The sequence below is a fragment of the Streptomyces sp. G45 genome (assembly GCF_049542095.1).
Classification (GTDB): Bacteria; Actinomycetota; Actinomycetes; order Streptomycetales; family Streptomycetaceae; genus Streptomyces.
Genome location: NZ_JBMUZU010000001.1, coordinates 1,447,340 through 1,472,041 on the forward strand (window position 1 = coordinate 1,447,340; position 24,702 = coordinate 1,472,041).

Sequence of the window (24,702 nt, forward strand, 5' to 3'; positions counted from 1 at the left end):
TGACTCTAACTCTGGTGAGAAGCCGCTTGACAGGGCTGTGGATAGAGGCGCACGCTTTGGTTAGAGGTTATAACTCCAGCATGCACCACTCCCCATAATGAGAGGCTCTTGCCATGCGTCAGGCTCCGCTCCCGGCCGCCCCCCACTCCCCCGCCGCCACCGGGATCGCCACCGCCACCGCCACCGCCACCGCCACCGCCACCGCCACCGAGATCGTCCTCCCCGGCATCGTCGCCCCCGAAGGCCTCGGCATCCGGCGACGCCCGGCACCCGCCCCCGGCCCTGGCGAGGCGCTGCTCGTCATGGAGGCCACCGGCGTGTCCTTCGCCGAGCAGCAGATGCGGCGCGGCAAGTACTTCGACCAGCCGCCGTTCCCGTTCGTGCCGGGGTACGACCTGGTGGGGCGGGTCGCCGCCGTCGGGGCGGGCGTGGCGCCCGGCATCGTCGGGCGCCGGTTCGCCGCGCTCACCAAGACCGGCGCGTGGGCCACCCACGTGGCGGTGCCCGCCGCCGATCTCGTCGAGGTGCCGGAGTCCGTCCGCTCCGTGGACGCGGAGACGCTCGTCGTGAACGGCGTCACCGCCTGGCAGATGCTGCACCGCACCGCCAAGGCCGAGGCGGGCGACACCGTCGTCGTGCTCGGCGCCAACGGCGGCGTCGGCTCCGCGCTCGTCCAGCTCGCCCGCGTCGCGGGCGTCCGCGTCATCGGCACGGCGTCCCCGCGCCACCACGACCGGCTCCGGGACCTCGGCGTGACGCCGGTGGACTACCGCGACCCGGACCTGTACGGGCGCCTGCGGGGCCTCGCGCCCGACGGGGTGCGGGCGGTCTTCGACCACGTGGGCGGCGAGGGCGTCGTGGAGTCGTTCCGGCTGCTGGCGCCGGGCGGCACGCTGGTGTCGTACGGGACGGCCGCCACCCGCGACGTGGCGGGGTCGTCGAAGGCGCCGGTCCTGAAGCTGTTCGCGCGCCTCGCGCTGTGGAACGCGCTGCCCAACTCCCGGAGCGCGCACTTCTACAACATCTGGGCCGGGCGGCGCCGCGCGGACGCGTTCCGCGAGCGGCTGCGCGGCGACCTCGGCGCGGTGTTCGCACTGCTCGCCGAGGGCCGCCTGACGGCGCAGGTGGCCGCGTGCGTCCCGCTGTCGCGGACGGCCGAGGCGCTGCGGCTCGCGGAGTCGGGCACGGTGGCGGGCAAGGTGGTGCTGGTGCCGGACGGCGCGCCGGAGGCCGAGGGCTTCACGGGCGCCGACGGCTTCACGGGCGCCGAGGGCGGCAAGAGCGCCGACGGCGGCACAGGCGGCAGGTGAGACGCCAGGCGAGGCGTCAGGGCTGCCCGGCCCCGGGGGCGCCACCGCTCAACCGGTGCAGCCGCAGCGCCAGTTGCAGCTCAAGGGCCCGGTCGGGCGTGTTCCAGTCGGCGCCGAGGAGGCGGGCGGCGCGGTCGAGGCGCTGGACGACCGTGTTGACGTGGACGTGCAGCACGTCCTTGGCGCGGGACAGGCTCGCGCCCTGGTCGAAGTAGGCCTCCAGGGTGCGGACGAGGTCGGTGCCGCGCGCGGTGTCGTAGGCGAGGACGGGCCCGAGCACCCGCTCCACGTATCCGGCGACGTCCGCGCGGTCGCCGAGGAGTACGCCGACGAAGCCGAGGTCCGGCAGGCTCGCGCCCTGCCCGGTGCGGCCGAGGACGGTCAGGGCCTGGAGGCAGCGCAGCGCTTCGGCGTGCACGGCGTGCAGGCGGTCCGGGCCGCTGGCGGGACCGGCCGCGCCGACGGTCACCGGGGTGCCGAGCGCGTCGCCGAGTTCGACGGCGAGGGCGGCGGCGAGCGGGCCGGGGTCGGCGGCCCTGGCGAGCAGCACGACATGGCCGCCGAGGGGGCCCGCGAGGCCGTGCAGGGCGCGGGCGCGCCGGGTGGCCTGGGCGGTGAGGCGGGTGCGGAGGTCCGGTTCGCCGTGCAGGACGAGGACGGAGGTCGGCTCGGTGAGGTCGACGCCGAGGCGGCGGGCGCGCAGGGTGAGGCTGCCCAGGCGGCGCGGGTCGGTGGCGTGGGCGGCGGTGAGCAGGTCGTCGAGGAGTTCCCCGCGCACGCGGTCCTCGGCCTCGGCCACGGAGCGGCGCAGGAGCAGCAGGAGCGCGGTGTCGAGGCTGGCCCGTTCGAACAGGCGCCGGTCGCTGTCGGTGAGGTCGGGGCGGCCGCCGAGCGCGATGCTGCCGAGCAGTTCGGGCCCGGCCAGTACGGCGGAGACCCAGACGCCGTCGACGGACACGGCCCGGCCGCCGGAGCGCGAGGCGGTGACGCCGTGCGCGGGGGCGCGGGGCGCGTCGGCGCCGACGCGGGCGAGTTCGGTGCCGTCGGCGTCCTGGACGACGAGGCCGCCGTCGAGGAGCACGGCGATCTCGGCGGCGACGTCGGCGACGTCGCCGCCGCGCAGCACGATGTCGGTGAGCCGGTCGTGGGTCTCGGCGGCGCGGGCCATGGCGGCGCTCTGCGCGCGGGCGGTGGCCGTGGCGGCGTTCAGCTCGACCAGGGCGGCGCGGGTCTCCTCCAGGAGGCGGGCGCTGTCGATGGCGACGGCGGCGTGGTCGGCGAGGGAGGCGAGCAGCGCGATCTGGTCGGGGGCGAAGTCGCGGGGGCGGCGGTCGGCGGCGTACAGCACGCCGATGACGCGGCTGCCGACGCGCAGCGGCACGCCGAGGATGCCGCGCAGGCCCTCCTCGCCGACGGCGGTGTCGATGGTGACGGTGTGCTCGAAGCGGCCGTCGGCGCGGTAGTCGGCGCTGGCGTAGGGGCGGGCGGTCTGCGCGACCAGGCCGCCGAGGCCCTCGCCCATGCCGAGCCGCAGCTGCTGGAAACGGGCGGACGTGCAGCCGTCGGTGACGCGCATGAACGTGTCGCCCGCCGCCGGGTCGTTGAGGGTCAGGTAGGCGACGTCGGTGCCGAGGAGCAGCCTGGCGCGGCGCACGATGGCGCGCAGCACCGCGTCGAGGTCGGTGAGCGCCGCCAGGTCGCTCGCGGTGTCGAACAGCGCGGACAGCTCGGCCTCGCGGCGGCGGTGCTGGTCGAGGGTGCGGCGCACGGCGAGCGCGGTCTCTGTGGCCTCGTCGACGAGGGCGAGTTCCCCGGGGCTCGCCCCGGCCTCGCGGGCGCGGGCGGCGGGGCGGGCGAAGTCCTCGGCCGGGGCCTGCCGGGCGAGCAGGCCGAGCAGGTCCCGCAGTGTCGCGGCGGCGGTGCCGCCCGCGGTGTCGGGTGCGGTGCGGGGGTGGGCGGGCGGCATGGTGGCGGTGCCTTCCGACGGGGCGCGCGGGGTGGTGCGCGCCGGGCTCAGGACGGTTCGCCGGAGCGTACGGGCGCGGGCGCGCCGCCGACCAGGCCCGCCTCGGGCTCCGGGTCGGTGTCGCGCAGGTCACGCCCGCGGGTCTCGCGGGCGAGGGCCACCGTCACCGTGGTCACCACGGCGGCCAGGCACAGGTACAGCGAGACGGGGACGGACGAGTCGTACTCCTTGAGAAGTTCCACGGCGATGATCGGGGCGAGGGCGCCCGCGACGATGGACGCGAGCTGGGAGCCCATGGAGGCGCCGGAGTAGCGGACCTTCGTGTCGAACATCTCGGAGATGAACGCGGCCTGCGGCCCGTACATGGCGCCGTGCAGGAGCAGCCCCACGGTCACGGCCACGGTGATGACGGCGAACGACTCGGTGTCGACGAGCGCGAAGAACGCGTACGCCCACAGCGCCATGCCCACCGAGCCGATGAGCGTCACCGGGCGCCGCCCGAGCCGGTCCGAGAGGGCGCCCCAGGCGGGGATGGCCGCGAAGTGCACGGCGGAGCCGATGAGGACGGCGTTCAGGGCGGTGCTCTTGGGCAGGTCCAGGTGCGTGGTGACGTACACGAGGACGAAGGAGGTGAGGACGTAGTACGAGATGTTCTCGCCGAAGCGGGTGCCGACGGCGGTGAGCACCTGGCGCCAGCTCTTGCGGAACACCTCCACGACGGGCGCCTCCTCCGTGGCGCCCCGCGCGGCGGCGGCCTCGGCCTTGGCGCGGGCTTCGAGGAACAGCGGCGACTCGGTGACGGAGACGCGGATCCACAGGCCGACCACCACCAGGACGCCGGACAGCAGGAAGGGCACGCGCCAGCCCCAGGCTTCGAAGGCGGCGTCGGACTGGACGGCCGCGAGCAGCGCGAGCACGCCGGTGGCGAGCAGGTTGCCGCCGGGCGCGCCGGACTGCGGCCAGGACGCCCAGAAGCCGCGGTGCCGGGCGCCGCCGTGCTCGGACACGATGAGGACGGCGCCGCCCCACTCGCCGCCGAGCGCGAAGCCCTGCACCAGGCGCAGCACGGTCAGCAGGACGGGTGCGGCCACGCCGACGGCGTCGTACGTGGGCAGCAGGCCCATGGCGAAGGTCGCGCCGCCCATCATCAGGAGGCTGACCACGAGGAGCTTCTTGCGGCCCACCCGGTCGCCGAAGTGCCCGAAGACGACACCGCCCAGCGGCCGGGCGAGGAAGCCGATGGCGTAGGTGATGAAGGCGATGAGGGTGCCGGTGAGGGGGTCGGCGGTGGGGAAGAACAGGTCGTTGAAGACGAGCGCGGCGGCGGAGCCGTAGAGGAAGAAGTCGTACCACTCGACGGTGGTGCCGATCAGGCTGGCACCGACGATCCTGACGATGCTGCTGCGGGGACGCGCCATGGGGATCACCGTGTTCTGCTCGGAGGTTGACGGGGGGTCAGGTCGCGGTCCAGCCGCCGTCGATGGGCAGGGAGACGCCCGTGAGGTGGCCGGAGTGGGGGCCGCACAGCCACAGGGCGGCCGCGGCGACCTCCTCGGGTTCGGCGAGCCGCTTGAGCGGGGAGCGGGCGAGGAGGACGTCGGCGAGGACGGCGTCGTCGGGGATGCCGTGGGCGGTGGCCTGGTCGTGGATCTGCCGCTCGACCAGGGGGGTGCGGACGTAGCCGGGGCTGAGGCAGTTGCTGGTGACGCCGTGCCCGGCGGCCTCCACGGCGGTGACCTTGCTGAGGCCTTCGAGGGCGTGCTTGGCGGCGACGTACGCGGATTTGAAGGCGCTGGCGCGCAGTCCGTGGACGCTGGAGATGTTGATGACGCGGCCCCAGCCGCGCGCGTACATGTGCGGAAGGGTCTGGCGCAGCAGCAGGAACGGCGCGGTGACCATGACCTGTTGGATGAGCGTGAACCGTTCGGGCGGGAAGTCGGTGAGGGGCGCGACGTGCTGGAGCCCGGCGCTGTTGACGAGGACGTCGACGTCCCTGGGGAGGTGCGCGATGGCGTCGGCGTCGGCGAGGTCGACGTGGTGGGCGTGGCCGCCGACGGTGTCGGCGACGGCTTCGGCGGCGGCCGCGTCGACGTCCACGACGTGGGTCTTCGCGCCCGCCGCCGCGAGCGCGACGGCGCAGGCCCGGCCGATGCCGCTGCCGCCGCCGGTGACGAGGGCGGTGCGCCCGCTCAGGTCGACGGCGCCGGGGAGGGAGGGGAGTGCGCTGGTCATGGCGGGAAACATAGGGTCAGCGAGGGGCGCCGCCCATGGGTTCCGGCACCACACTCGGCGCCGGGACTGTGGTGGTGGACGCCATGCCTCGGGGTGGCCTCGCGCCTGGGGGCGGCCCCTGGGGCGGCGCGTCGAGGGTGCGGCGGCTCGTGCCACACCCCGCGCGCCCCGGCCGCGGGTCGGCGCGTTCCCGGTGCGGGCGCAACCCCCGGGGAACCGCACGCGTCCTAGCCGGAGACCACGCGCGCGAGCAGCACGCTGACGGGCGCGACGCGACCGACGATGGAGGATGAGCAGTGGGTGTTTCCCTGGCCAAGGGCGGCAACGTTTCGCTGAGCAAGGAGGCCCCGGGCCTGACCGCCGTACTCATCGGCCTGGGCTGGGACGTACGCACCACCACCGGCACCGACTACGACCTCGACGCCTCCGCCCTGCTCTGCGACGACACCGGCAAGGTCGCATCCGACCAGCACTTCGTCTTCTACAACAACCTCACCAGCCCCGACGGCTCCGTCGAACACACCGGAGACAACCTCACCGGCGAAGGCGAAGGCGACGACGAGGCCATCAAGGTCAACCTCGCCACCGTCCCCGCCACCATCACCACAATCGTCTTCCCCGTCTCCATCCACGACGCCGAAACCCGCGGCCAGTCCTTCGGCCAGGTCCGCAACGCGTTCATCCGCGTCGTCAACCAGGCCGACAACCAGGAAATCGCCCGCTACGACCTCTCCGAAGACGCCTCCACCGAAACCGCCATGGTCTTCGGCGAGCTCTACCGCCACGGCACCGAATGGAAGTTCCGCGCCGTCGGCCAGGGCTACGCCAGCGGCCTGCGCGGCATCGCATCCAACTACGGCGTCAACGTCTGACACCGGTCACGAGACCGCCGGGGACCGGCTCGCGCGCGTCCGGCGCGGGCCGGTCCCCGCGTTCCGCTACGGGCTGGTCCCCGCGTTCCGGTGCGGGCTGGTGGAACCGCACCTCCGGGTAGCGCGCCGACGGGCCGTCGAGCAGCGGCGCGCTCCGGCCGCGCAGGTGCCGGTCGGCGAACGCGGTGACGTACGCGCGGGTGAGCGCGGCGCAGCGCTCGCCGTCGAGGTCCTGGCCGGGTATCCCCACCTGGCCGCCCAGGGGGGCGGTGTCGGTGAAGGAGCCGTGTTCGGTACCGTCGACGCTCAACCACCGCTTCCAGCCGGTGAGTTGCTTCCAGGTGCGGTCCCAGGTGGGGTCGGGCCCGCCGGGTACGTGGCTGGGCTTGCCCAGCATCAGGACCGGCCGGGGCACGGGCTTGTCGTTGGGGTAGCGGAAGTTGCCGTCCATGTTGACGCCCGCCTTGACGCGCGGGTCCCGCAGCAGCGCGGGGATCGTGCTGAACCCTCCGGCGGAGTGGCCGACCATGGCGACACGCCCGCCGTCGACGAGGCGGCCGTGCCGCCACGCCGGGCGCGCGCCGGTCAGCTCGTCGAGTACGAACGACACGTCGGCGGCCCGCACGTCCCCCACCTTCGGGTAGTCGGGGTCGTCGCACACCGCGCAGCCGGTGGTGTGCCCGTCGGGGAAGGTGATGCCGTCGGCCTCGTGGTTGTGGCCGACGGCGGCGACGGCGTAGCCGCGGCTGGCGAGTTCCTCGGCGAGGCCGGTCAGGGTGGCGCGCGGCATGCCGAAGCCGGGCGAGAGCACCACCAGCGGGAACTTGGCGCGGGTGCGCGCGGGTGGGGCGTCGACGGTGGAGTGGGTGACCACGGTGGTCAACGTGTCGGGTGGCAACGGTATCTCATTGGCCGTCAGGTAGGCGGTGGACTCGGCGGCGGTCATGTAGGGCGCGCGGGTGCCGGAGGGCTTCGCCGCGGGGTACCAGAGGGAGACCATCAACTCCCTTCGCTCGCCGGGCACCCAGGGGTCCGGGCGGCCCTGGTCCTGAAGGTGCAGGGTGGTCAGGCCGACCGGGTGGGGGCCGCCGGGCGCGGGCAGCCTCGGTGTCACGGAGGCCGGGGGCGGGGGCGCTTGCGCGGGGGCCGCGTGGGCGGGCGTGGCGGCCAGGGGGCCGAGCAGGGCGGCGGCCAGCGCCGCGACGGCCGGGAGTCTGCGTCTCATGCGCTCCACGCTAGGAATCCCGGGCCCCGCCCCCAATCCGCCCAGGGTGACAATCGCGGCCGGGCGGTACACCCCGGGGACGACACCCGGGGCACGACACCGCACCGCCCGGCCACGCGTTCAGCGGCCGTACGCGACTGACGCGGTCCGCGGCCGACGTACTCCTCGGCGGACGCGCTCAGTCGCGCAGGGCGTCGACGGTCGCGACGACCGTGCCGAACAGGTCCGTGACCGTGGTGAGGGCCGCCGCGTGGAGGTCGGCGGCGGGCAGGACCGTGCCGTCCGGGGCGGCCAGCGGCCGGGTGGCGGCGGTCTCGGCGACGACGGTGGGACGGTAGCCGTGCCGGAAGGCGCCCTGGGCGGTGAAGGCCACGCACATGTGCGTCATGAACCCGGCGAGGACCAGGTGGCCGTCGGGCCGCACGCCGAGGTCGCGCAGTGTCTGCTCCAGCGTGGTGGCGTGGAAGGCGTCGGGGAACTGCTTCACCACGACCGGCTCGCCGTCCACCGGGGCGACCTCGTCGATGAGAGCGCCGATGTGCGCGCGGATGTCGTACGGGGTGTTCTCGCCGCCGTCGTTGACGATGTGCACGACCGGGATGCCCGCCGCGCGGGCGCGGGCGAGGAGGCGGGCGCCCGCCTTGACGGCCGCGTCGGCGCCCTCCAGGGCCATGACGCCGGTCAGGTAGGTGTTCTGGTAGTCGATCAGGACGAGGGCGGACTCGCTCAGCCGGGGCGGCTCGCTGTCGAGGCCGACGACGTCGCGGAGGGTGCGGGAGGGCGTGGTGGTCATCTGGGTGCCTTTCTTCGTCGGGGCATGGGTGTGAGGCGAACTCCCTCGTACGGGAGGGGAGTTCGTGGGCAGGCGCGGGCAGGCCGGAGTTCGGGCGCACGCGGCCCGCGAGCCGGTGGTGGCCGGTGGTGGAAGGGGGGTGGGTCAGGCGGTCTGGGTGCGGAAGCGGCGGCGGTAGGCCGCGGGGGTGGTGGCGAGCTGCCGCCGGAACGCCCGGTGCAGGGTCTCGACGGAGCCGAGCCCGGCGGCCGCCGCGACCTCGCCCAGCGGGCTGTCGGTGGTCTCCAGGAGCCGCCGGGCGACCTCGATCCGGGCGGCCTCCACATAGCTCGCGGGGCTGGTGCCGGTCTCCTGGGCGAAGACGCGGGCGAACTGCCGCTCGCTCAGGCACATCCGGGCGGCCAGGGCCGCCGTGGACAGGTCGCCGTCCAGGTGCTCGGCGATCCACAGGCGCAGCTCGTCGATGTCCCGGCGGGTGGTGCCGGAGCGGCGCAGCGGCACGGAGAACTGGCTCTGGCCGCCCTGCCGTTTGAGGTAGACCACGAGCTGGCGGGCCACGGTGAGCGCGGTCTGCTCGCCGTGGTCCTCGGCGACCAGGGCGAGGGCCAGGTCGAGGCAGGCGCTGATCCCGGCCCCCGTCCACAGCCGCCCCCGGTCGGTGCGGACGAAGATCGGGTCGGGGTCGACCGTCACGTCCGGGTGGTCGGCGGCGAGCTGGTCGGCGGTCGACCAGTGGGTGGTCGCCGTCTTGCCGTCGAGGAGCCCGGCCGCGGCCAGCACGTGCGCGCCGACGCACACCGACGCCACCCGCCGGGCGTGCGGGGCGGTGTCCCGCACCCACGCCACGACGTCCGCGTCGATGCGGGCCCGCGGCCCGGCGTCGGTCATGTCGACCGCCCCGGGCACGAGCAGCGTGTCCACCTGACCGCCGACGTCGGCGAACGCCACGTCGGTGAGCAGCCGCACGCCCGCCGACGTGGTGACGGGTCCGGCGGCCGGTCCGGCGAGGCGGACCTCGTACCCGGTGCGGCCCGCGCTCTCGCGGTTGGCGAGCGCGAAGACCTCGGCCGGGCCGGTGACGTCGAGGAGGTCGACGTCGGGGAAGACCGCGATGACGACCCGGTGCGTAAGGGGCATGACCCCATGCTCACCTCCGGCCCCACGTGGCCGCAATGACGATTCCCTGTCACATCCGGACATCGGCCCCGTGGCGTCGGGGGCGCGCTAGTGTCATGTCGGCGAGACGCCTGCCCCACCGGATCGACCGGCACCGCCCGGGGTAGGGGACCTCGACGCCTGTTGAGGTGGGTCGCCCCTCCCCCGCCTCCCGGGACGGTGCACAGGACAGCACGCCGACCGCAGGCCGCACCTGGAAACGCAGGGCCGGAACAGATCCGTCCGCTGCGTTCCGGAGGCGCGCCGAACAGGAGCAGATCCAGGTGATCCCGTTGTCGTCCAGCGAACCGGAACCCGTCCCGACACTCCTGGGCGCGCCGGAGGCCGAGGCGTGGCGGCGCCGGTATCCGGGCCTCGTGGAGGTGTGGCCGCCGACGCCGCTCCAGGCGGGCCTGCTCTTCCACGCGCTGTGGGGCGACGCCCCGCACGCCACCTATCAGATGCGGTTCGTCCTGCGTCTGCGCGGGCCGGTGGACGGCGCGCGCCTACGCGCCGCCGGTCAGGCCCTCCTCGACCGGTACGCCAACTTGCGCGTGGCGTTCGCGGCGGGTGCCGACGGGGCCCTGCGGCAGGTGGTGGTGGCGGGGGTGGCGCTGCCGTGGCACGCCGTCGACCTGTCGGACGACACGCACGGGACGGGGGTGCCGTACGGCGAGCAGGCGCTGGCGCGGCTCCTCGACGACGAGGCGCGCGCCCCTTTCGACCCGGCGGTGCCGCCGCTGCTGCGGATGACCCTGGCGCGGCTCGGCGCACGGCGGCACGCCCTGGTACTGACGGCCCATCATGTCCTGTTCGACGGCCTGTCGTTGCCTCTGCTGGTCCGTGATCTGCTCCGGCTGTACGCGGCTTCGGGGGACGTCTCGGCGGTGCCGCCGCGGCCGGAGTTCCGGGACTTCCTGGTGTGGCTCGCGGGGCAGGACCGGCGGGCGGCGGCGCGGGCGTGGGCCGCGGAGCTGGACGGGGTGGCGGAGCCGACGCTGCTGGCTCCGGTCGTGGGTCCGCCGCCGGGCGCGGCAGGGGCGGGGCCTTCGGGCGCCGCCGGGTTCGGCGAGGCCGAGGTGCCCCTCCCGGCGGGCCCCGCGCGCCGCGCGTCCGCGCTCGCCGTCCCGTGGGAGACGCTGGCACAGGGCGCCTGGGCGCTGCTGCTCGGGGGCCTGACCGGCCGGGACGACGTGGTGTTCGGCGCGACCGTGCCGGGCCGCCCGCGGGAGGTGCCCGGGGCCGACGCGATGGTGGGCCTGTTCGTGACGGCCCGCCCGGTGCGGGTGCGCCTGCCCCCCACGGCCACCTTCGCGGACGTCCTGCGGGGCGTCCGGGAGCAGCGGGAGCGGCTCGACGGCCACTACTGCGCTCTCGCCGACCTCCACTCCGTGAGGGGCACGGGCGCCCTGTTCGACACGCTGGTCACGGCGGAGCCGTACGCCGTGGAGAGCGGCGACCCGGTGGGCGGGTACCCGATGGGCGGCGACCCGGCGGGCGCGGGCTTCGAGGTCACCGGGGTGCGCGCGCTGACCGGCACCCACTATCCGCTGACGGTCACCGTCTCCGCCGGGCCGCCACCGCGGATCGCGCTCCAGTACCGCCGCGACCTCGTCGACGACGCCGCCGCCCGGACCCTCGCCGCGCGCTACGCCAACGTCCTGCGGCAACTCGTCGACGCCCCCGGCACGACGGTCGCCCGCCTCGGCCTCCTCACCCCCGCCGAGAGCGCCACGCTCCTCCCCCACCTCAGCGCCGACGACGCCCCCGCCGACACCCTGCCCGCCCTGTTCGAGCGGCGGGCCGCCCTCACACCCGACGCCGTGACCCTCGAATGCGGCGACACCACACTGACGTACGCGGACGTCGACGGCCGCGCCAACCGGCTGGCGCGGGCCCTGCTGCGGCGCGGCGTGGCCGCCGAGACGGTGGTGGCGGTGGCGCTGCCCCGGTCGGCCGACCTGGTGGTGGCGCTGCTCGCCGTCCTGAAGGCGGGCGGCACCTATCTGCCGCTCGACCCGGCCCATCCGGCCGACCGGATCGCGTACCTGCTCGCGGACTCCGGTGCCCGGCTCGTCCTCACGGACGCCACGACCGCGCCCGAACTGCCCGACGTGGGCGTGCCGTTGCTGCGCCTCGACGACCCGGCGGCCGTCGCCGAGCGGGCGCGGCTCGCGGGCGGGCCGGTGACGGACGCGGAGCGGGGCGGACGGCCGTCCGTCGCGCGGGCCGCGTACGTCATCTACACGTCGGGGTCGACCGGGCGGCCGAAGGGCGTGGCCGTCACCCACTCCGGTGTGGCCGCGCTGGTCGCCTCGCAGCGGGCGCGGCTCGGGCTCACGGCGGCGAGCCGGGTGCTCCAGTTCGCCTCGCCGGGCTTCGACGTGTCGGTGTACGAGGTGTGCATGGGGCTGCTCACCGACGCGACCCTCGTCCTCGCCCCGCAGCGCGAGCTGGCACCGGGCGCCCCGCTGACCGGCACGGTCACCGCGTGCCGCGTCACCCATCTGTTCCTGCCGCCCGCGGTGCTCGGCGCGCTGCCGCCCGGCTCCCTGCCGACCGTGTCCTGCCTCGCCGTCGGCGGTGACGCGGCGACGCCCGACCTGGTCGCGGCCTGGGCCGACGGCCGGGACCTGGTCAACGCCTACGGGCCGACCGAGACCACCGCGATCGTGACGTTCAGCGACCCGCTGGCCGCCGACGGCCGCACCCCGCCCATCGGCCGCCCCGTCGCCCGCACCCGCGCCCACGTCCTCGACGCCGCGCTGCGCCCGGTGCCGCCGGGGGTGGCGGGCGAGCTGTACCTGGCGGGCGACTCGCTGGCGCGCGGCTACCTGGGCCGCCCGGGCCTGACCGCCGCTCGCTTCGTCGCCTGCCCGTACGGGGAGCCGGGCCGCCGCATGTACCGCACGGGGGACATCGTCACCCGGGGCCCGGACGGGCAGCTGGTCTTCCACGGGCGGTCCGACGACCAGGTGCAGATCCGCGGGGTGCGGGTCGAACCGGGTGAGGTGCAGGCCGTGTTGAGCGCCCATCCCCGGGTGGCGCGGGCGGTCGTGGTCACGGCCGAGCACGACGGGGACCGGCGCCTGGTCGGCTACGCGGTGCCCGTCGCGGGCGGCGCCCCGCCGACCCCGGCGGAGCTGCGCGCCTTCCTCGCCGAGCGGCTGCCGTCGGCCCTGGTCCCGTCGGCGGTGACGCTGCTCGCGGACGTGCCGCTCGCCCCGAACGGCAAGCTGGACCGCCGCGCGCTGCCCCCGCCCGACTACGCCGCCGCGACGGCGGCACCGCACCGGGCCCCGCGCACGGCCCGGGAGGAGGCGCTGTGCGCCCTGTTCGCCGATGTCCTCGGTGTCGCGGACGTCGGCGTCGACGACGGCTTCTTCGACCTGGGCGGCCACTCCCTGCTCGTCACGCGCCTGGTGAACCGGGTGCGGTCGGTCCTGGGCGTGGACCTGCCGGTCCGGGCGGTGTTCGAGGCGCCGACGGTGGCGGGTCTCGCCGAGTACGTCGCCACCCGGTCCGCTCCGGCGCGTCCGGCGCTGCGGCGTGCGGGGGTGCGGCCGGGGCGGGTGCCGTTGTCGTTCGCTCAGCAGCGGTTGTGGTTCTTGTACGGGTATGAGGGTCCTTCGGCGACGTACAACCTGGTGTACACGCTGGAGTTGGGCGGCCGGTTGGAGGTGTCCGCGCTGGCGGCGGCGGTGCGGGACGTCGTGGTGCGGCACGAGAGTCTGCGCACGCTGTATGTGGCCGATGGCCGGGGTGTCGCGGCGCAGGTCGTCGTGGCGGGGGGTGAGGTCGGGCTGGAGGTGCCGGTGCGGGAGGTGGCGCCGGAGGCGGTGGCGGCCGCTGTCGCGGAGGAGGCCGCGTACCGGTTCGACCTGTCAGCCGAGCTGCCCGTACGCGCCCGCCTGTTGCGCCGGGGGCCCGAGGATCACGTCCTGGTGCTGCTCCTGCACCACATCGCGGCGGATGGCGAGTCGATGCGCCCGCTGGCCCGCGACCTGACCACCGCCTACACCGCCCGCCTCGACGGCGAGCCACCGCAGTGGGGCGAACTTCCCGTCCAGTACGCCGACTACGCCCTCTGGCAGCGCGCACTCCTGGACGCCGAAGGCCCTCTGTCGGCCCAGGTGGACTACTGGCGGCGGGAGTTGGCCGCCGTGCCGCAGCCGATCCGGCTCCCTTGGGACCGGCCCCGGCCGCCCGTGGCCAGCCACCGGGGCGACACCGTCGGCTTCGTACTCGATCCCGGCCTGCTGAGCTCCGTCGAGGAACTGGCCCGGGCGCAGGGCGCCACCACCCCGATGGTCCTCCAGTCCGCCCTGCTGGTGCTGCTCCACCTCCTGGGCGGCGGCGATGACGTGACGCTGGGCGTGCCCGTCGCGGGGCGCACGGACGACGCGCTCACGGATCTGGTGGGGTTCTTCGTGAACACCTGGGTGCTGCGGGCGGACCTGTCGGGCGATCCGTCGTTCGAGGAGGTGGTGCGGCAGGTGCGGGACAAGGCCGTGGCTGCCTACGACCACCAGGACGTGCCCTTCGAGCGGCTGGTCGAGGAGTTGAACCCGGAGCGGTCCACGGCCTACCACCCGTTGTTCCAGGTGATGTTCGGCTGGCACGCAACGGACCGTCAGGTCTTCGACGCGCCGGGGCTGCGGTCGGTGTTCCGCCTGGTGGCGACGCAGACCGCGAAGTTCGACCTCGCGTTCACGCTGGCCGACACCCCCGAGGGGGTCGTGGGCGGTGTCGAGTACGCCACCGACCTGTTCGACCGGACCACCGCCGAGGCCCTGGCCCGGCGCTACGTACGGCTCGTACGGGAGCTGACCGCCGCGCCGGGGAGGCGGCTCGACGCCGTGGACGTCCTGGAGCCTGAGGAGCGGGAGACCGTCCTGCGGGGCTTCAACGACACGGACGTGCCCCTGCCGGACCTCACCGTCCCCGCGCTCTTCGAGCGGCACGCGGCCGCCACGCCGGGCGCGGTCGCCCTCGTACACGGCGACACATCCCTGACCTACCGTCAACTCAGCGCGCGTGCTGACCAGTTCGCCCGGGCGCTCGCGCGGCGGGGTGTCGCGCCCGGGTCCCTGGTGGCAGTGGCCCTGCCGCGCTCAGTGGACCTTGTCGTCGTCCTTCTGGGTGTCCTCAAGGCCGGAGGGGCCTATGTGCCCCTCGACCCCAGGTATCCGAGCGCCCGCGTCGAGCGTGTCCTCAGGGACGCCGACCCGTGCCTCGTGGTGACGGACACGCAGGCGCGGGGCGTGCTGCCCGGATGGCTGGGTGACCGGGTGGTGCTGTGGGACCGGGCCGCCGGGAGCGGCGACGGCAGTGCGCCGGGCGCGGGCCGCCCGGCTGCTCTGTCGCCGCTGGACCTGGCCTATGTGATGCACACTTCCGGGTCCACGGGGACGCCGAAGGGCGTGGGGGTGACACACCAGGGCGTGGTGCGGTTCGCGCTCGACCGGTGCTTCGCGGGTGGCAGTCACGAGCGGGTGCTGATGCACTCCACGCAGGCCTTCGACGCGTCGACGTACGAGGTGTGGGTGCCGCTGCTGCGCGGCGGCACGATCGTCGTCGCCCCCGCCGACCCGCTGGACCTGGCCGCGCTGGCCGCCGTCATCGCCGAGCACCGGGTGACGGGGCTGCTGGTGACGGCGGGGCTCTTCCGGGTCGTCGCCGACGAGCGGCCCGAGGTGTTTCGCGGGGTGCGTGAGGTGTGGTCGGGGGTGATGTGGTGCCTGCGGGGGCGGTGCGGAGGGTGCTGACGGCGTGTCCGGGTGTGGTGGTGGTGAACGCCTATGGGCCGACGGAGGCGACGGTGGCGGTGGCGGTGCATCCGGTGCGGGAGGCGGGTGAGGTCGGTGCGGTGGTGCCGGTTGGGGGGCCGTTGGGCGGGGTGCGGCTGTTCGTGCTGGATGGGGTGTTGCGGCCGGTGCCGGTGGGGGTGGCCGGGGAGTTGTATGTGGCCGGGGACCGGCTGGCGCGGGGGTATGTGGGGCGTGCGGGGCTGAGTGCGGAGCGGTTCGTGGCCTGTCCGTTCGCGGGAGCGGGCGAGCGGATGTACCGCACGGGGGATGTCGTGGCGTGGACGGGGGATGGGGGGCTGGTCTTTCAGGGGCGTGCGGATGAGCAGGTGAAGATCCGGGGGTTTCGGATCGAGCCGGGTGAGGTGGAGGCGGTCCTGACCGGGCATCCGGGGGTGGCGCAGGCGGTGGTGGTGGCGCGGGAGGGGGTGGGGGGCAGGCGGTTGGTGGCGTATGTGGTGCGGGTGGGTGAGGGCGGTATCGCGGGGGGCGGGGACATCGACTTCCATGTGGGGGTCTCGGCTGGGGAGTTGCGGCGGTTTGTAGCGGAGCGGTTGCCGCAGTTCATGGTCCCGGCGGCGTTTGTGCTGGTGGACGCGTTGCCGTTGACGGCTCAGGGGAAGGTGGACCGGGCCGCGCTGCCCGAGCCGGAAACCGCTGGCGGCACCTATCGGGCGCCCCGGTCCCCGCAGGAGCGGATCCTCACGGACGTGTACGCCGAGGTGCTGGGCGTGGACCAAGTCGGCGTCGATGATGACTTCTTCGCCGTGGGCGGAGACAGCATCCGCTCGCTTCAGGTGGTCTCGCGGGCCCGGGGGCGGGGGGTGGAGGTCAGTGCGCGGCAGGTCTTCCAGTACCGGACGGTGGCGGAACTGGCCCGGCACGCGCACACCGGGCAGCGCGAGGGAGCAGGCACCCCGGCCCTGGGCGAACTCGCCGGTGGTGGTGTGGGCACGCTGCCGCTGCCGCCCGTCGCGCGCTTCGTGCGTGAACGCGGCGGGGATACCGACCACTTCGCCATGGCCGTCGTCGTCGAGTTGCCCGAGGGCATCGACCGGGCCGGACTCCTGGCCACCCTGGACGCGGTCATCGACCACCACGACGTCCTGCGGGCACGCCTCGCGATGGACGGCTCAGGACTGCTGGTCGAACCCCCGGGTTCCGTGGACACGGGCCAACTGCTGCACCGGGTGACAGGAACCGATGTCCCGGCTCGGGGTGGCGCATGGCAGCGAGTGGTGGTGGCCGAGCGCGCGGCCGCCGCGCGGCGGCTCGACCCGGCGGCCGGGGTGATGGCCCGTTTCGTCTGGTTCGACCCGGGCCCGGCCGGGGGCCCCGGACGGCTCCTGATCGTGCTGCACCACCTGGTGGTCGACGGCGTGTCCTGGCGCATCCTGCTCCCCGACCTCGCGGCGGCCTGGAGCGCCCTCAGCACGGGCCGCACCCCTGTCCTGCCCGAGGTCGGCACCTCCTACCGGCGCTGGACCCACGCCCTGACCACCGAAGCCCACAGCCAGCACAGAACAGCCGAACTGCCCCGGTGGCTCGCCATCGTGGACGGGCCGGACCCGGCGCTCGGCGCCCGCCGCTTCGACCCCGCGGTGGACGTGCGCTCCACTGTGGACACCGTGCGCCTCCGGCTGTCCCCGTCGGTCACCGAGGCCCTTCTGACGGCTCTGCCCGCCGCCTTCCGCTGCGGCGTCCACGACGGGCTCCTCACCGGCCTCGCCCTCGCCGTCGCCCGCCTCCGGCGTGAGCAGGGCGTCGCCCCGTCCTCGCTCCTTCTCACCCTGGAAGGACACGGGCGCGCGGAGAACGTGACACCTGGGGCCGATCTGTCACGCACAGTGGGCTGGTTCACCAGCGTCCACCCCATACGCCTGGACGTGTCCGGCTGCGTACTCGACGAGGCCTTCGACGGCGGCCCGGCAGCGGGCAGCGCGGTCAAGGCCGTCAAGGAACAACTCCTCTCCGTGCCCGACGACGGCATCGGCTACGGCCTGCTGCGCGAACTCAACCCGCACACCGCCCCCGCCCTGCGCGCCCACCCCACCGGCCAGATCGGCTTCAACTACCTGGGCCGCTTCTCCCCACCGACACGCCGGAACACCTGCGCGGACTCGGCTTCACCCGCGTCCCGGAGCTGGGCGGGCCCACCGCCCAGTGGGGCGCGGACATGCCCGCGCTCGCCGAGGTGCAGATCACGTCGATGGTCGTCGACAGCGCGCACGGGCCGTGCCTGGACGCCGAGTTCGAGTACGCCACCGGCGCGGTGCCCCGCGACCGGGTGCGGCGCCTCGTGGACCTGTGGGCCGCCGCGCTCGACGGCCTCGCCCGCCACGCCACCGCCCCCGACGCGGGCGGGCTCACCCCCTCCGACGTGCCGCTGGCGCGGGTGCGGCAGCAGGAGATCGAGGCCTGGGAGCGCCGCTACCCGGGGCTCGTGGACGTCTGGCCGCTGACCCCGCTCCAGTCCGGCCTGCTCTTCCACACCCTCTACGCCGACGCCGGACACGACGCCTACCTCGTCCAGTTCACCCTGCACCTGCACGGCCCCGTCGCAGCCGCACGCATGCGAGCCGCCGCCCAAGCGCTCCTCGACCGGCACGCGAGCCTGCGGGCAGCCTTCGTCGCCGCCGACGACGGACGCTTCGTACAAGTCGTGACGGACGGAGTCCACCTGCCGTGGCGCGAAGCCGACCTGACCACGGCAGAGGAAACGGCGGACGCGGCCTTCGAGGACCTTCTCGCCGACGACGCGCGCCGCCCCTTCGACCTGGCGGCGGCGCCGCTGCTGCGCATGACCCTCGTCAAGCTCCACCCGCAGCGCCACGAACTGGTTCTGACGGCCCATCACCTGCTGTTCGACGGCTGGTCGCTGCCGATCCTCGTCCAGGACCTGCTACGGCTGTACGGGGCGCGGGGCAACGCCGCCGCGCTGCCTAAGGCACCCCGGTACCGGGACTTCCTGACCTGGCTGGCCGGGCAGGACCAGGAAGCGGCGGCCCAGGCATGGGCCAAGGAACTGGCGGGCGTCACCGAGCCCACGCTGCTCGCCCCCGCGCTGGCCGCGACCGACGCCGACCCCGAAGCCGAGGGCTTCGGCGAGGTGGAGGTGCCCCTCTCCGGTGAACTCGCCCATCGCGTCGCGGCCGTGGCCGCCGACACGGGGGTCACCGTGAACACCGTGGTCCAGGGCGCCTGGGCCCTGCTGCTCCGCCGCCTCACCGGGCGGGACGACGTGGTGTTCGGCGCGACCGTGTCCGGCCGCCCGGCGGTGGTGCCCGAGGTCGGCGCGATGGTCGGCCTGTTCATCAACACGCTGCCGGTGCGGGTGCGCTGCCCCACCACCAGCAGCGTCACCCGGATTCTCGGCGACCTCCAGGACCGGCAGGCCGCGCTGCTCGACCACCACCACGCCGGGCTGACCGAGATCCACCGGGCCACCGGCACCAGCGTGCTCTTCGACACGCTCGTCGCCTTCGAGTCGTACCCGGTGGACCGGACCGGCTTCGGCGAGGCGAACGCGGCGGCGGGCATCGAGGTCACCGGCATCCGCGCGCTCTCCGGCACGCACTACCCGCTGACCCTCGTGGCCTCCGCCGACCCCCAGCTGCGCCTGACGCTCCAGCACCGGCGGAACACGCTCACCCACGAGGCGGTGCGGGACGTCGCCGACCAGTTCCGGCACCTCCTCCGTCACATCGCGGACCATCCCGGCCAGTTGGTCGGCGAGGTCGCGCGACCGGGACCGCGAGGACGGGACCGGGCGCCGCGAGAACAGTCCGCTCCCCCGCCCGCCGCCACTTCCCCGCGCGAGCCCCGCACCGCCCGGGAGAGGGCCCTGTGCGCGCTGTTCGCCGACGTACTCGGACGCGGCACGGACGGAGAGGGCGCGGCGGGCGTCGGCATCCACGACGACTTCTTCGCCCTCGGCGGGCACTCCCTGCTCGCGCTGCGCCTCGTGAACCGGGCGCGGCCGGTGCTCGGCGCGGAGGTTCCGGTCCGGGCGGTGTTCGAGCATCCGACGGTCGCGCGCCTGGCACGCCACCTGGACGCGGAGGCCGGGCACGGCGCCACGGCCGCCCGCCCGGCCCTGCGGCAGGCGGCGCGGCGGCCCGAGCGCATCCCCCTGTCCCCCGCCCAGCGGCGCCTGCGGTTCCTGGACGCGCTGGAGCCGCTGCCGACGTACCATCTGCCGCTGGCCGTACGGCTGTACGGGCCGCTGGACGCGGCCGCCCTCGCGGCGGCGCTGCGGGACGTGGTGGTGCGGCACGAGAGTCTGCGCACGCTGTTCGTCACCGGCGACGAGGGGGACGCCGCGCAGGTCGTCGTGGCGGCGGACGACGTCGTCGTCGACGTGCCGGTGCGGGAGGTCGCGCCGGGCGCGGTGGCCGCCGAGGTGTCCCGGGAGGTGGGCCGCCGCTTCGACCTGGCGGCGGACCTGCCGGTGCGGGCCCGCCTGCTGCGCTGCCGCCCCGACGAACACGTCCTGCTGCTGCTCCTGCACCACATCGCCGCCGACGGCGAATCCATGCGCCCCCTCACCCGCGACCTGGCCGCCGCCTACACCGCACGCCTCGGCGGCGCGCCACCCGACTGGGGCGAACTCCCCGTGCAGTACGCCGACTTCGCCCTCTGGCAGCACGACCTCCTCCGTACCGCCGACGCCACCGGGAGCCCGCTGGCGGCGCAGCTGCGCTACTGGCGCCGCGAACTGGCCGACGCGCCCCGCGCGTTGAGCCTGCCGCTCGACCGGCCCCGGCCCCGTGTGGCCAGCCATCGGGGCGACACCGTCGGCTTCGTCCTCGAACCCGCCGGACGGGCCGCCGTCGAAGACCTGGCCCGGGCGCACGGCGCCACCGTGCCGATGGTCCTCCAGTCCGCCCTGGTGGTGCTGCTGCACCTCATGGGCTGCGGCGACGACGTCACCCTCGGGTCGTCCATCGCGGGGCGCACGGACGAGGCCCTGACGGACCTGGTGGGGTTCTTCGTCAACACCTGGGTGCTGCGGGCCGACCTGTCGGGCCACCCGTCGTTCGACGACGTCGTGCGGCAGGTGCGGGGCAAGGCCGTGGCCGCGTACGACCGGCAGGACGTGCCGTTCGAACGGCTCGTCGAGGAGGTCAACCCGGAGCGGTCCGCCGCCCGGCACCCGCTGTTCCAGGTGGCGTTCGCCTGGCAGCAGGGCGTCGGCGGCCTGGCCCTGCCGGGTCTGACGGCCGTCCCGGAGCCGGTCACGACCGGCACCGCCAAGTTCGACCTGCTCGTTCAGGTCGATCAGGGCGACCAGGGCGACGAGGCGGCCGGGCGCGGCACGCGCGGCCTCACCGGGCTCGTCGAGTACGCCACCGACCTGTTCGACCGCGCCACCGTCGAAGCCCTCGCGGAGCGGTACGTACTCCTCGTACAGGAGGTGGTGACGCGACCGCACCTGCGGCTGGCCGCGCTCGACGCGCGGACGCCCGCCGAACGGGACCTGCAGCGGCACGTCGACGACACCGCCGTGCCCGCCCCCAACCTGACCGTTCCCGCGCTGTTCGCGCGCCGGGCCGCCGCCACCCCGGACGCCGTGGCCCTGGCGTGCGGCGCGGACACGCTGTCGTACGGCGACCTGCACGCGCGCACCAACCGGCTCGCGCACGAGCTGGTGCGGCGCGGGGTCGGCGCGGAGTCCGCCGTGGCGGTGGCGCTGCCGCGCTCGGCGGCGTACGTCGAGACGGTGCTCGCGGTGCTGAAGGCCGGGGGCGCCTATGTGCCGCTGGCCGCCGACGCCCCGGCGCGGCATCTCGCGGCGCTGCTGCGGCGGGCGCGTCCTGCACTGCTCGTGACCACCGCCGACGTGGCGGAACACCTGCCCGGCAACGCCTGCCCCTTGCTGCTCCTCGACTCCCCCGGCACCACGGCGGCCGTCGCCGCCGCGCCGGACGGCGACCTGCCGGACGCCGGGCGGCCGGACCGGCTGGCGTATGTCCTGCACGCCTCCGGGGCCCCAGGGGCGCCCGGGGTCAGCCACCGCGCCGTGGTGCGCCTCGCGTCCGACCGGGCCTGGGCGGGCGGCGCCCACGCGCGGGTGCTGCTGCACACAGCACAGACGTCCGCCGTGTCCGCGTACGAGATGTGGGTGCCGCTCCTCAACGGCGGCACCGTCGTGGTGGCGCCGCCCGGGCGGCTGGACCCCGCCGCCGTCCGCGAGGGCGGGGTGAGCGCGCTGTGCCTGTCGGCGGGCCTGTTCGCCGAGATCGCCGACGCCCGGCCGGAGGTCTTCGCCGGGGTGCGGGAGGTGCTGACGGGCGGCGAACCGGTGCCGCCGGGCGCGGTGGCGCGCGTACTGCGGGCCTGCCCGGACACCACCGTCGTCCCCGTGTACGGGCCCTGGGAGGCCGCCGCCTTCGCCACCTCCCACCGCCTCACCTCCGCCGACCCTCCCCCGACTCGCCCGGTGGGCCGCTGTCGCTGGGACGGCCGCTGGACGGCACGCGCGTCCACGTCCTCGACGACCGGCTGCGGCCGGTGCCGCCCGGCGTCGACGGCGAGCTGTACCTGGCGGGCCCGGGCCTCGCCCGCGGCTACGTCCACCGGCCCCGGCTCACGGCGGAGCGGTTCGTGGCCTGCCCGTCCGGCCCGCCCGGCACCCGCATGTACCGGACCGGGGACGTGGTGTGCTGGACCCGCGACGGCCGACTGCGCCTCAAGCACCGGGCCGGGGCCAGCGATCGCACCCGGCCAGGGGGCTCCGAAGCTCCCGTGCGGCGCGGCCTCGTGCGACCGCGCACCGCCACCGAGCGGGCCGTCGCCGCGATCTGGACGGAGTTGCTCGGGCGGGACGACATCGGCGTACACGAGAAGTTCTTCGACGTCGGCGGGACCTCCCTGACACTGCTCGCGCTGAGCAACCGGCTGGCCCGGCTCGGCCCGCGCGAGGTGCCGCTGAGCGCGCTGTTCGAGCACTCCACGGTCGAGGCGATGGCCCGCCTGATCGCCAACCGGCCCACCCGCGCCACCCCTGCCGAGAAGGGGTACCAACTATGAAGGGGTACCGACCATGACGCACCCGAGCCCCGCAGGCCCGGACGCCGTCGCCGTCGTCGGGGTGGCCCTGGCCCTGCCCGACGCCGACGACCTGGACGCCCTGCACCGGAACCTGCGCGACGGCCGCACCAGCGTGCGCGAGCCCGGCAAGGAGCGGGTCCACCACGCCGGGGCCGCCACGGACACCGCCTACCTGAAGCTCGGCTATCTGGACCGCGTCGACCTGTTCGACCACCGGTTCTTCGAACTGTCGCGGCGCGAGGCGGAGTTGATGGACCCGCACCAGCGCATACTCGCCCAGCTCGCCCACCGGGCGATCGAGAACGCCTGCTACGCGCCCGGCGACCTGCGCGGCTCCCCGACGGCGGTGGTGCTCAGCGCCCCCGAACCCGACTACCGGGACCTGTACGAGGGGGACGATCCGCAGCAGCTCCTCGGGGCGCACCCGTCGGCGGCGGCCGCGCGCATCGCGTACCTCTTCGACCTCGCCGGTCCGGCCCTGGTCGTCGACACCGCGTGCAGCAGCAGCCTGACGGCGCTCGCCGTCGCCGTGGACCAGCTGCGCCACGGGCAGGCGGACCTGGCGCTCGCGGGCGGGCTCAGCCTGTGCTCGGTGCTCCTGACCGCGCACGACCACGTGCCGATGCTGGGCCTGGAGTCGCCGGACGCGGTGTGCCGCCCCTTCGACGCCGCCGCGGACGGCTCGACCGGCGGGGAGGGCGGCGGCCTGGTGCTGCTGAAGCGGCTCGCCGACGCGCTCGCCGACGGCGACCACGTGCACGCCGTGGTGCGGGGTGTCGCCGTCAACCAGAACGGCTCCCGCGCCAGCGGCCTGAGCGCGCCCAGCGCCCGCGGGCAGGCCGACGTGATCGTCGCGGCCTGGCGGCAGGCGGGCCCCGGCCCGGTCGACTACGTCGAGTGCCACGGCTCGGGCACCCGGCTCGGCGACGTCATCGAAGCGGAGGGGCTGCGGCGGGCCTGCGCGGAGACGGGCCTGGCCGGGCCGTTCGGGATCAGCGGCGTCAAGGGCAACATCGGGCACCTCAACCACGCGGCGGGCATCGCCGGGCTCCTCAAGGTCCTCGCGGGCCTGCGGCACGGCGTCCGCTACCCCAACCCGAACTTCACCGCCCCCAACCCGCTCATCGACTTCGACGGCCCGTTCCGCGTCGACGCGCACGCCACGGACTGGCGGCCCGCGCCGGGCAGGCGGCGCCGAGCGGGCCTCAGCTCCTTCGGCCTGACCGGCACCAACGTCCACGCCGTCGTCGAGGAGGCGCCCCCGCCCGCCGACACGCCCGCCCCGGCGGGCAGGGCCGAACTCGTGACGCTGTCCGCGAAGTCGCCGCGCGCCCTCGCCGCCTACGCCCGCCGCGTCGCCGACTTCGCCGCCGCCACCGGCCACGACCTGACCGCCGTGGCCCACGCGTTGAACCGGGGCCGCGACGACCACCCGTACCGCTGGGCCGCGGTCGCCCGCGACCTCCCCGACCTGGCCGCCCAGCTCCGCACGGCCCGCCCCGGCGACCGGGAGCCGCCCCCGAGGCGCCACTGGTCCTGCTGCTGTCCGGCGACGGAGACCTGGGCGACGGCACCTGGACGGGGCTGTGCGCGGCGTTTCCCGGACTGGACGCCGCCGGGAGGGAACCGGACGCCGGGAAGCCGGTCACGGGTGGGGAGGCGAGGCGGGGTACGGAGGCCGGGGAAGCGACCCGAGCCACGAAGGCCGGGGAGGCGACCCGAGCCACGAAGGCCGGGGAGGCGACCCGAGCCACGAAGGCCGGGGAGGCGACCCGAGCCACGGAGGCCGGGAGTGGCCGGGAGGCCGGGGAGGAGGCGGCGGGCGGGGGCGGACCGGCAGGCACGGGCGGGTCGGCAGGCACGGGCGGGTCGGCAGGCACAGGCGGGTCGGAGTCGCCTGGTGCGCGGCTGCTGCACCGGCAGCTCGCCGCCCACCGCCTCGTGCGGTCGCTCGGCCTGTCGGCGGCCCGTCTCGTCGGGTCCGGCGTCGGGAACCTCGCCGTGCGGTCCCTCCAGGACCCGGCGGCCGAGCGGGAGGCCCGGCGGGCCGCGGTGGGCGCCGCGGTCACCGGCCACGTCGACGCGGACGGGCTGCGGCACGCCGTGCGCAGCCTCGCCGACGAGGGCGCCGTCCTGGTCGAGCTGGCCGCGGACGGGGCGCTCGCGCGGGCGGTCGCCGAGGCCGCGCCGGAGCTGCCCGTCGTGCGCCTCTTCGCCGAGCCCTCCCGCGAGGGCGTGCTCCGCGCGCTCGCGGAGCTGTACGCGCTCGGCGTGGAGATCGACTGGGGC

9 protein-coding genes and 3 pseudogenes are annotated in these 24,702 nt (G+C 75.4%); 6 read left to right on the forward strand and 6 right to left on the reverse strand.

Annotation, left to right across the window (positions count from 1 at the left end; translation table 11 throughout):
• Window positions 1-113: 113 nt before the first annotated feature.
• A complete protein-coding gene (locus tag ACOBQU_RS05870) occupies window positions 114-1,310 on the forward strand; it encodes a medium chain dehydrogenase/reductase family protein (protein WP_423624832.1) in 1,197 nt (398 codons plus the stop codon).
• Between the two features lie 16 nt (window positions 1,311-1,326).
• Here the strand turns inward: ACOBQU_RS05870 and ACOBQU_RS05875 are convergent, their stop codons facing one another.
• Genes ACOBQU_RS05875 through ACOBQU_RS05885 form a run of 3 tightly spaced genes read right to left on the reverse strand, consistent with a single transcriptional unit; the run spans window position 1,327 to window position 5,508 of the window.
• Window positions 1,327-3,276 carry a helix-turn-helix domain-containing protein gene (locus tag ACOBQU_RS05875; RefSeq protein ID WP_423624833.1) on the reverse strand — a complete coding sequence of 650 codons (1,950 nt, stop codon included), beginning with the start codon at window positions 3,274-3,276 and terminating at the stop codon, window positions 1,327-1,329.
• Between the two features lie 47 nt (window positions 3,277-3,323).
• Window positions 3,324-4,694, reverse strand: a complete 1,371-nt coding sequence (locus ACOBQU_RS05880; protein WP_423624834.1) for an MFS transporter — start codon at window positions 4,692-4,694, stop codon at window positions 3,324-3,326.
• 37 nt (window positions 4,695-4,731) lie between these two features.
• A complete protein-coding gene (locus tag ACOBQU_RS05885; RefSeq protein ID WP_423624835.1) occupies window positions 4,732-5,508 on the reverse strand; it encodes a 3-hydroxybutyrate dehydrogenase in 777 nt (258 codons plus the stop codon).
• A 296-nt stretch (window positions 5,509-5,804) separates the two neighbouring features.
• On the opposite strand from ACOBQU_RS05885, the gene ACOBQU_RS05890 reads away from it, so the two are divergent.
• Entirely contained in the window at window positions 5,805-6,380 is a 576-nt protein-coding gene (locus ACOBQU_RS05890; RefSeq protein ID WP_423624836.1) for a TerD family protein, read from the forward strand.
• Here the strand turns inward: ACOBQU_RS05890 and ACOBQU_RS05895 are convergent.
• The 3 genes from ACOBQU_RS05895 to ACOBQU_RS05905 all read right to left on the reverse strand — a co-directional run bounded on the left by ACOBQU_RS05895 (window position 6,370) and on the right by ACOBQU_RS05905 (window position 9,535).
• On the reverse strand, window positions 6,370-7,605 hold the full coding sequence (locus ACOBQU_RS05895) for an alpha/beta hydrolase family protein (protein ID WP_423624837.1): 1,236 nt from the start codon (window positions 7,603-7,605) through the stop codon (window positions 6,370-6,372). The two genes, ACOBQU_RS05890 and ACOBQU_RS05895, sit on opposite strands and share 11 nt — an antisense overlap.
• Before the next feature lie 178 nt (window positions 7,606-7,783).
• Window positions 7,784-8,398, reverse strand: coding sequence for an isochorismatase family protein (locus ACOBQU_RS05900; protein WP_423624838.1), 615 nt, complete (start codon window positions 8,396-8,398; stop codon window positions 7,784-7,786).
• A 144-nt stretch (window positions 8,399-8,542) separates the two neighbouring features.
• Complete coding sequence (locus tag ACOBQU_RS05905; protein WP_423624839.1) at window positions 8,543-9,535, reverse strand: GlxA family transcriptional regulator; 993 nt, start codon at window positions 9,533-9,535, stop codon at window positions 8,543-8,545.
• 401 nt (window positions 9,536-9,936) lie between these two features.
• Between ACOBQU_RS05905 and ACOBQU_RS05910 the strand changes: the two are divergent.
• The 4 genes and pseudogenes from ACOBQU_RS05910 to ACOBQU_RS05925 all read left to right on the forward strand — a co-directional run.
• Window positions 9,937-17,822 (forward strand): annotated as a pseudogene (locus ACOBQU_RS05910) (amino acid adenylation domain-containing protein).
• Window positions 17,804-21,733 (forward strand): annotated as a pseudogene (locus tag ACOBQU_RS05915) (condensation domain-containing protein); the annotation flags it as partial. The pseudogenes ACOBQU_RS05910 and ACOBQU_RS05915, both read left to right, overlap by 19 nt.
• Before the next feature lie 440 nt (window positions 21,734-22,173).
• The gene (locus ACOBQU_RS05920) at window positions 22,174-22,392 is read left to right on the forward strand and encodes a phosphopantetheine-binding protein (RefSeq protein ID WP_423634282.1); all 219 of its coding nucleotides are present in this window, start codon (window positions 22,174-22,176) and stop codon (window positions 22,390-22,392) included.
• Window positions 22,393-22,405: 13 nt separating this feature from the next.
• Window positions 22,406-23,896: pseudogene (locus tag ACOBQU_RS05925) on the forward strand (beta-ketoacyl synthase N-terminal-like domain-containing protein); the annotation flags it as partial.
• Between the last annotated feature and the right edge of the window lie 806 nt (window positions 23,897-24,702).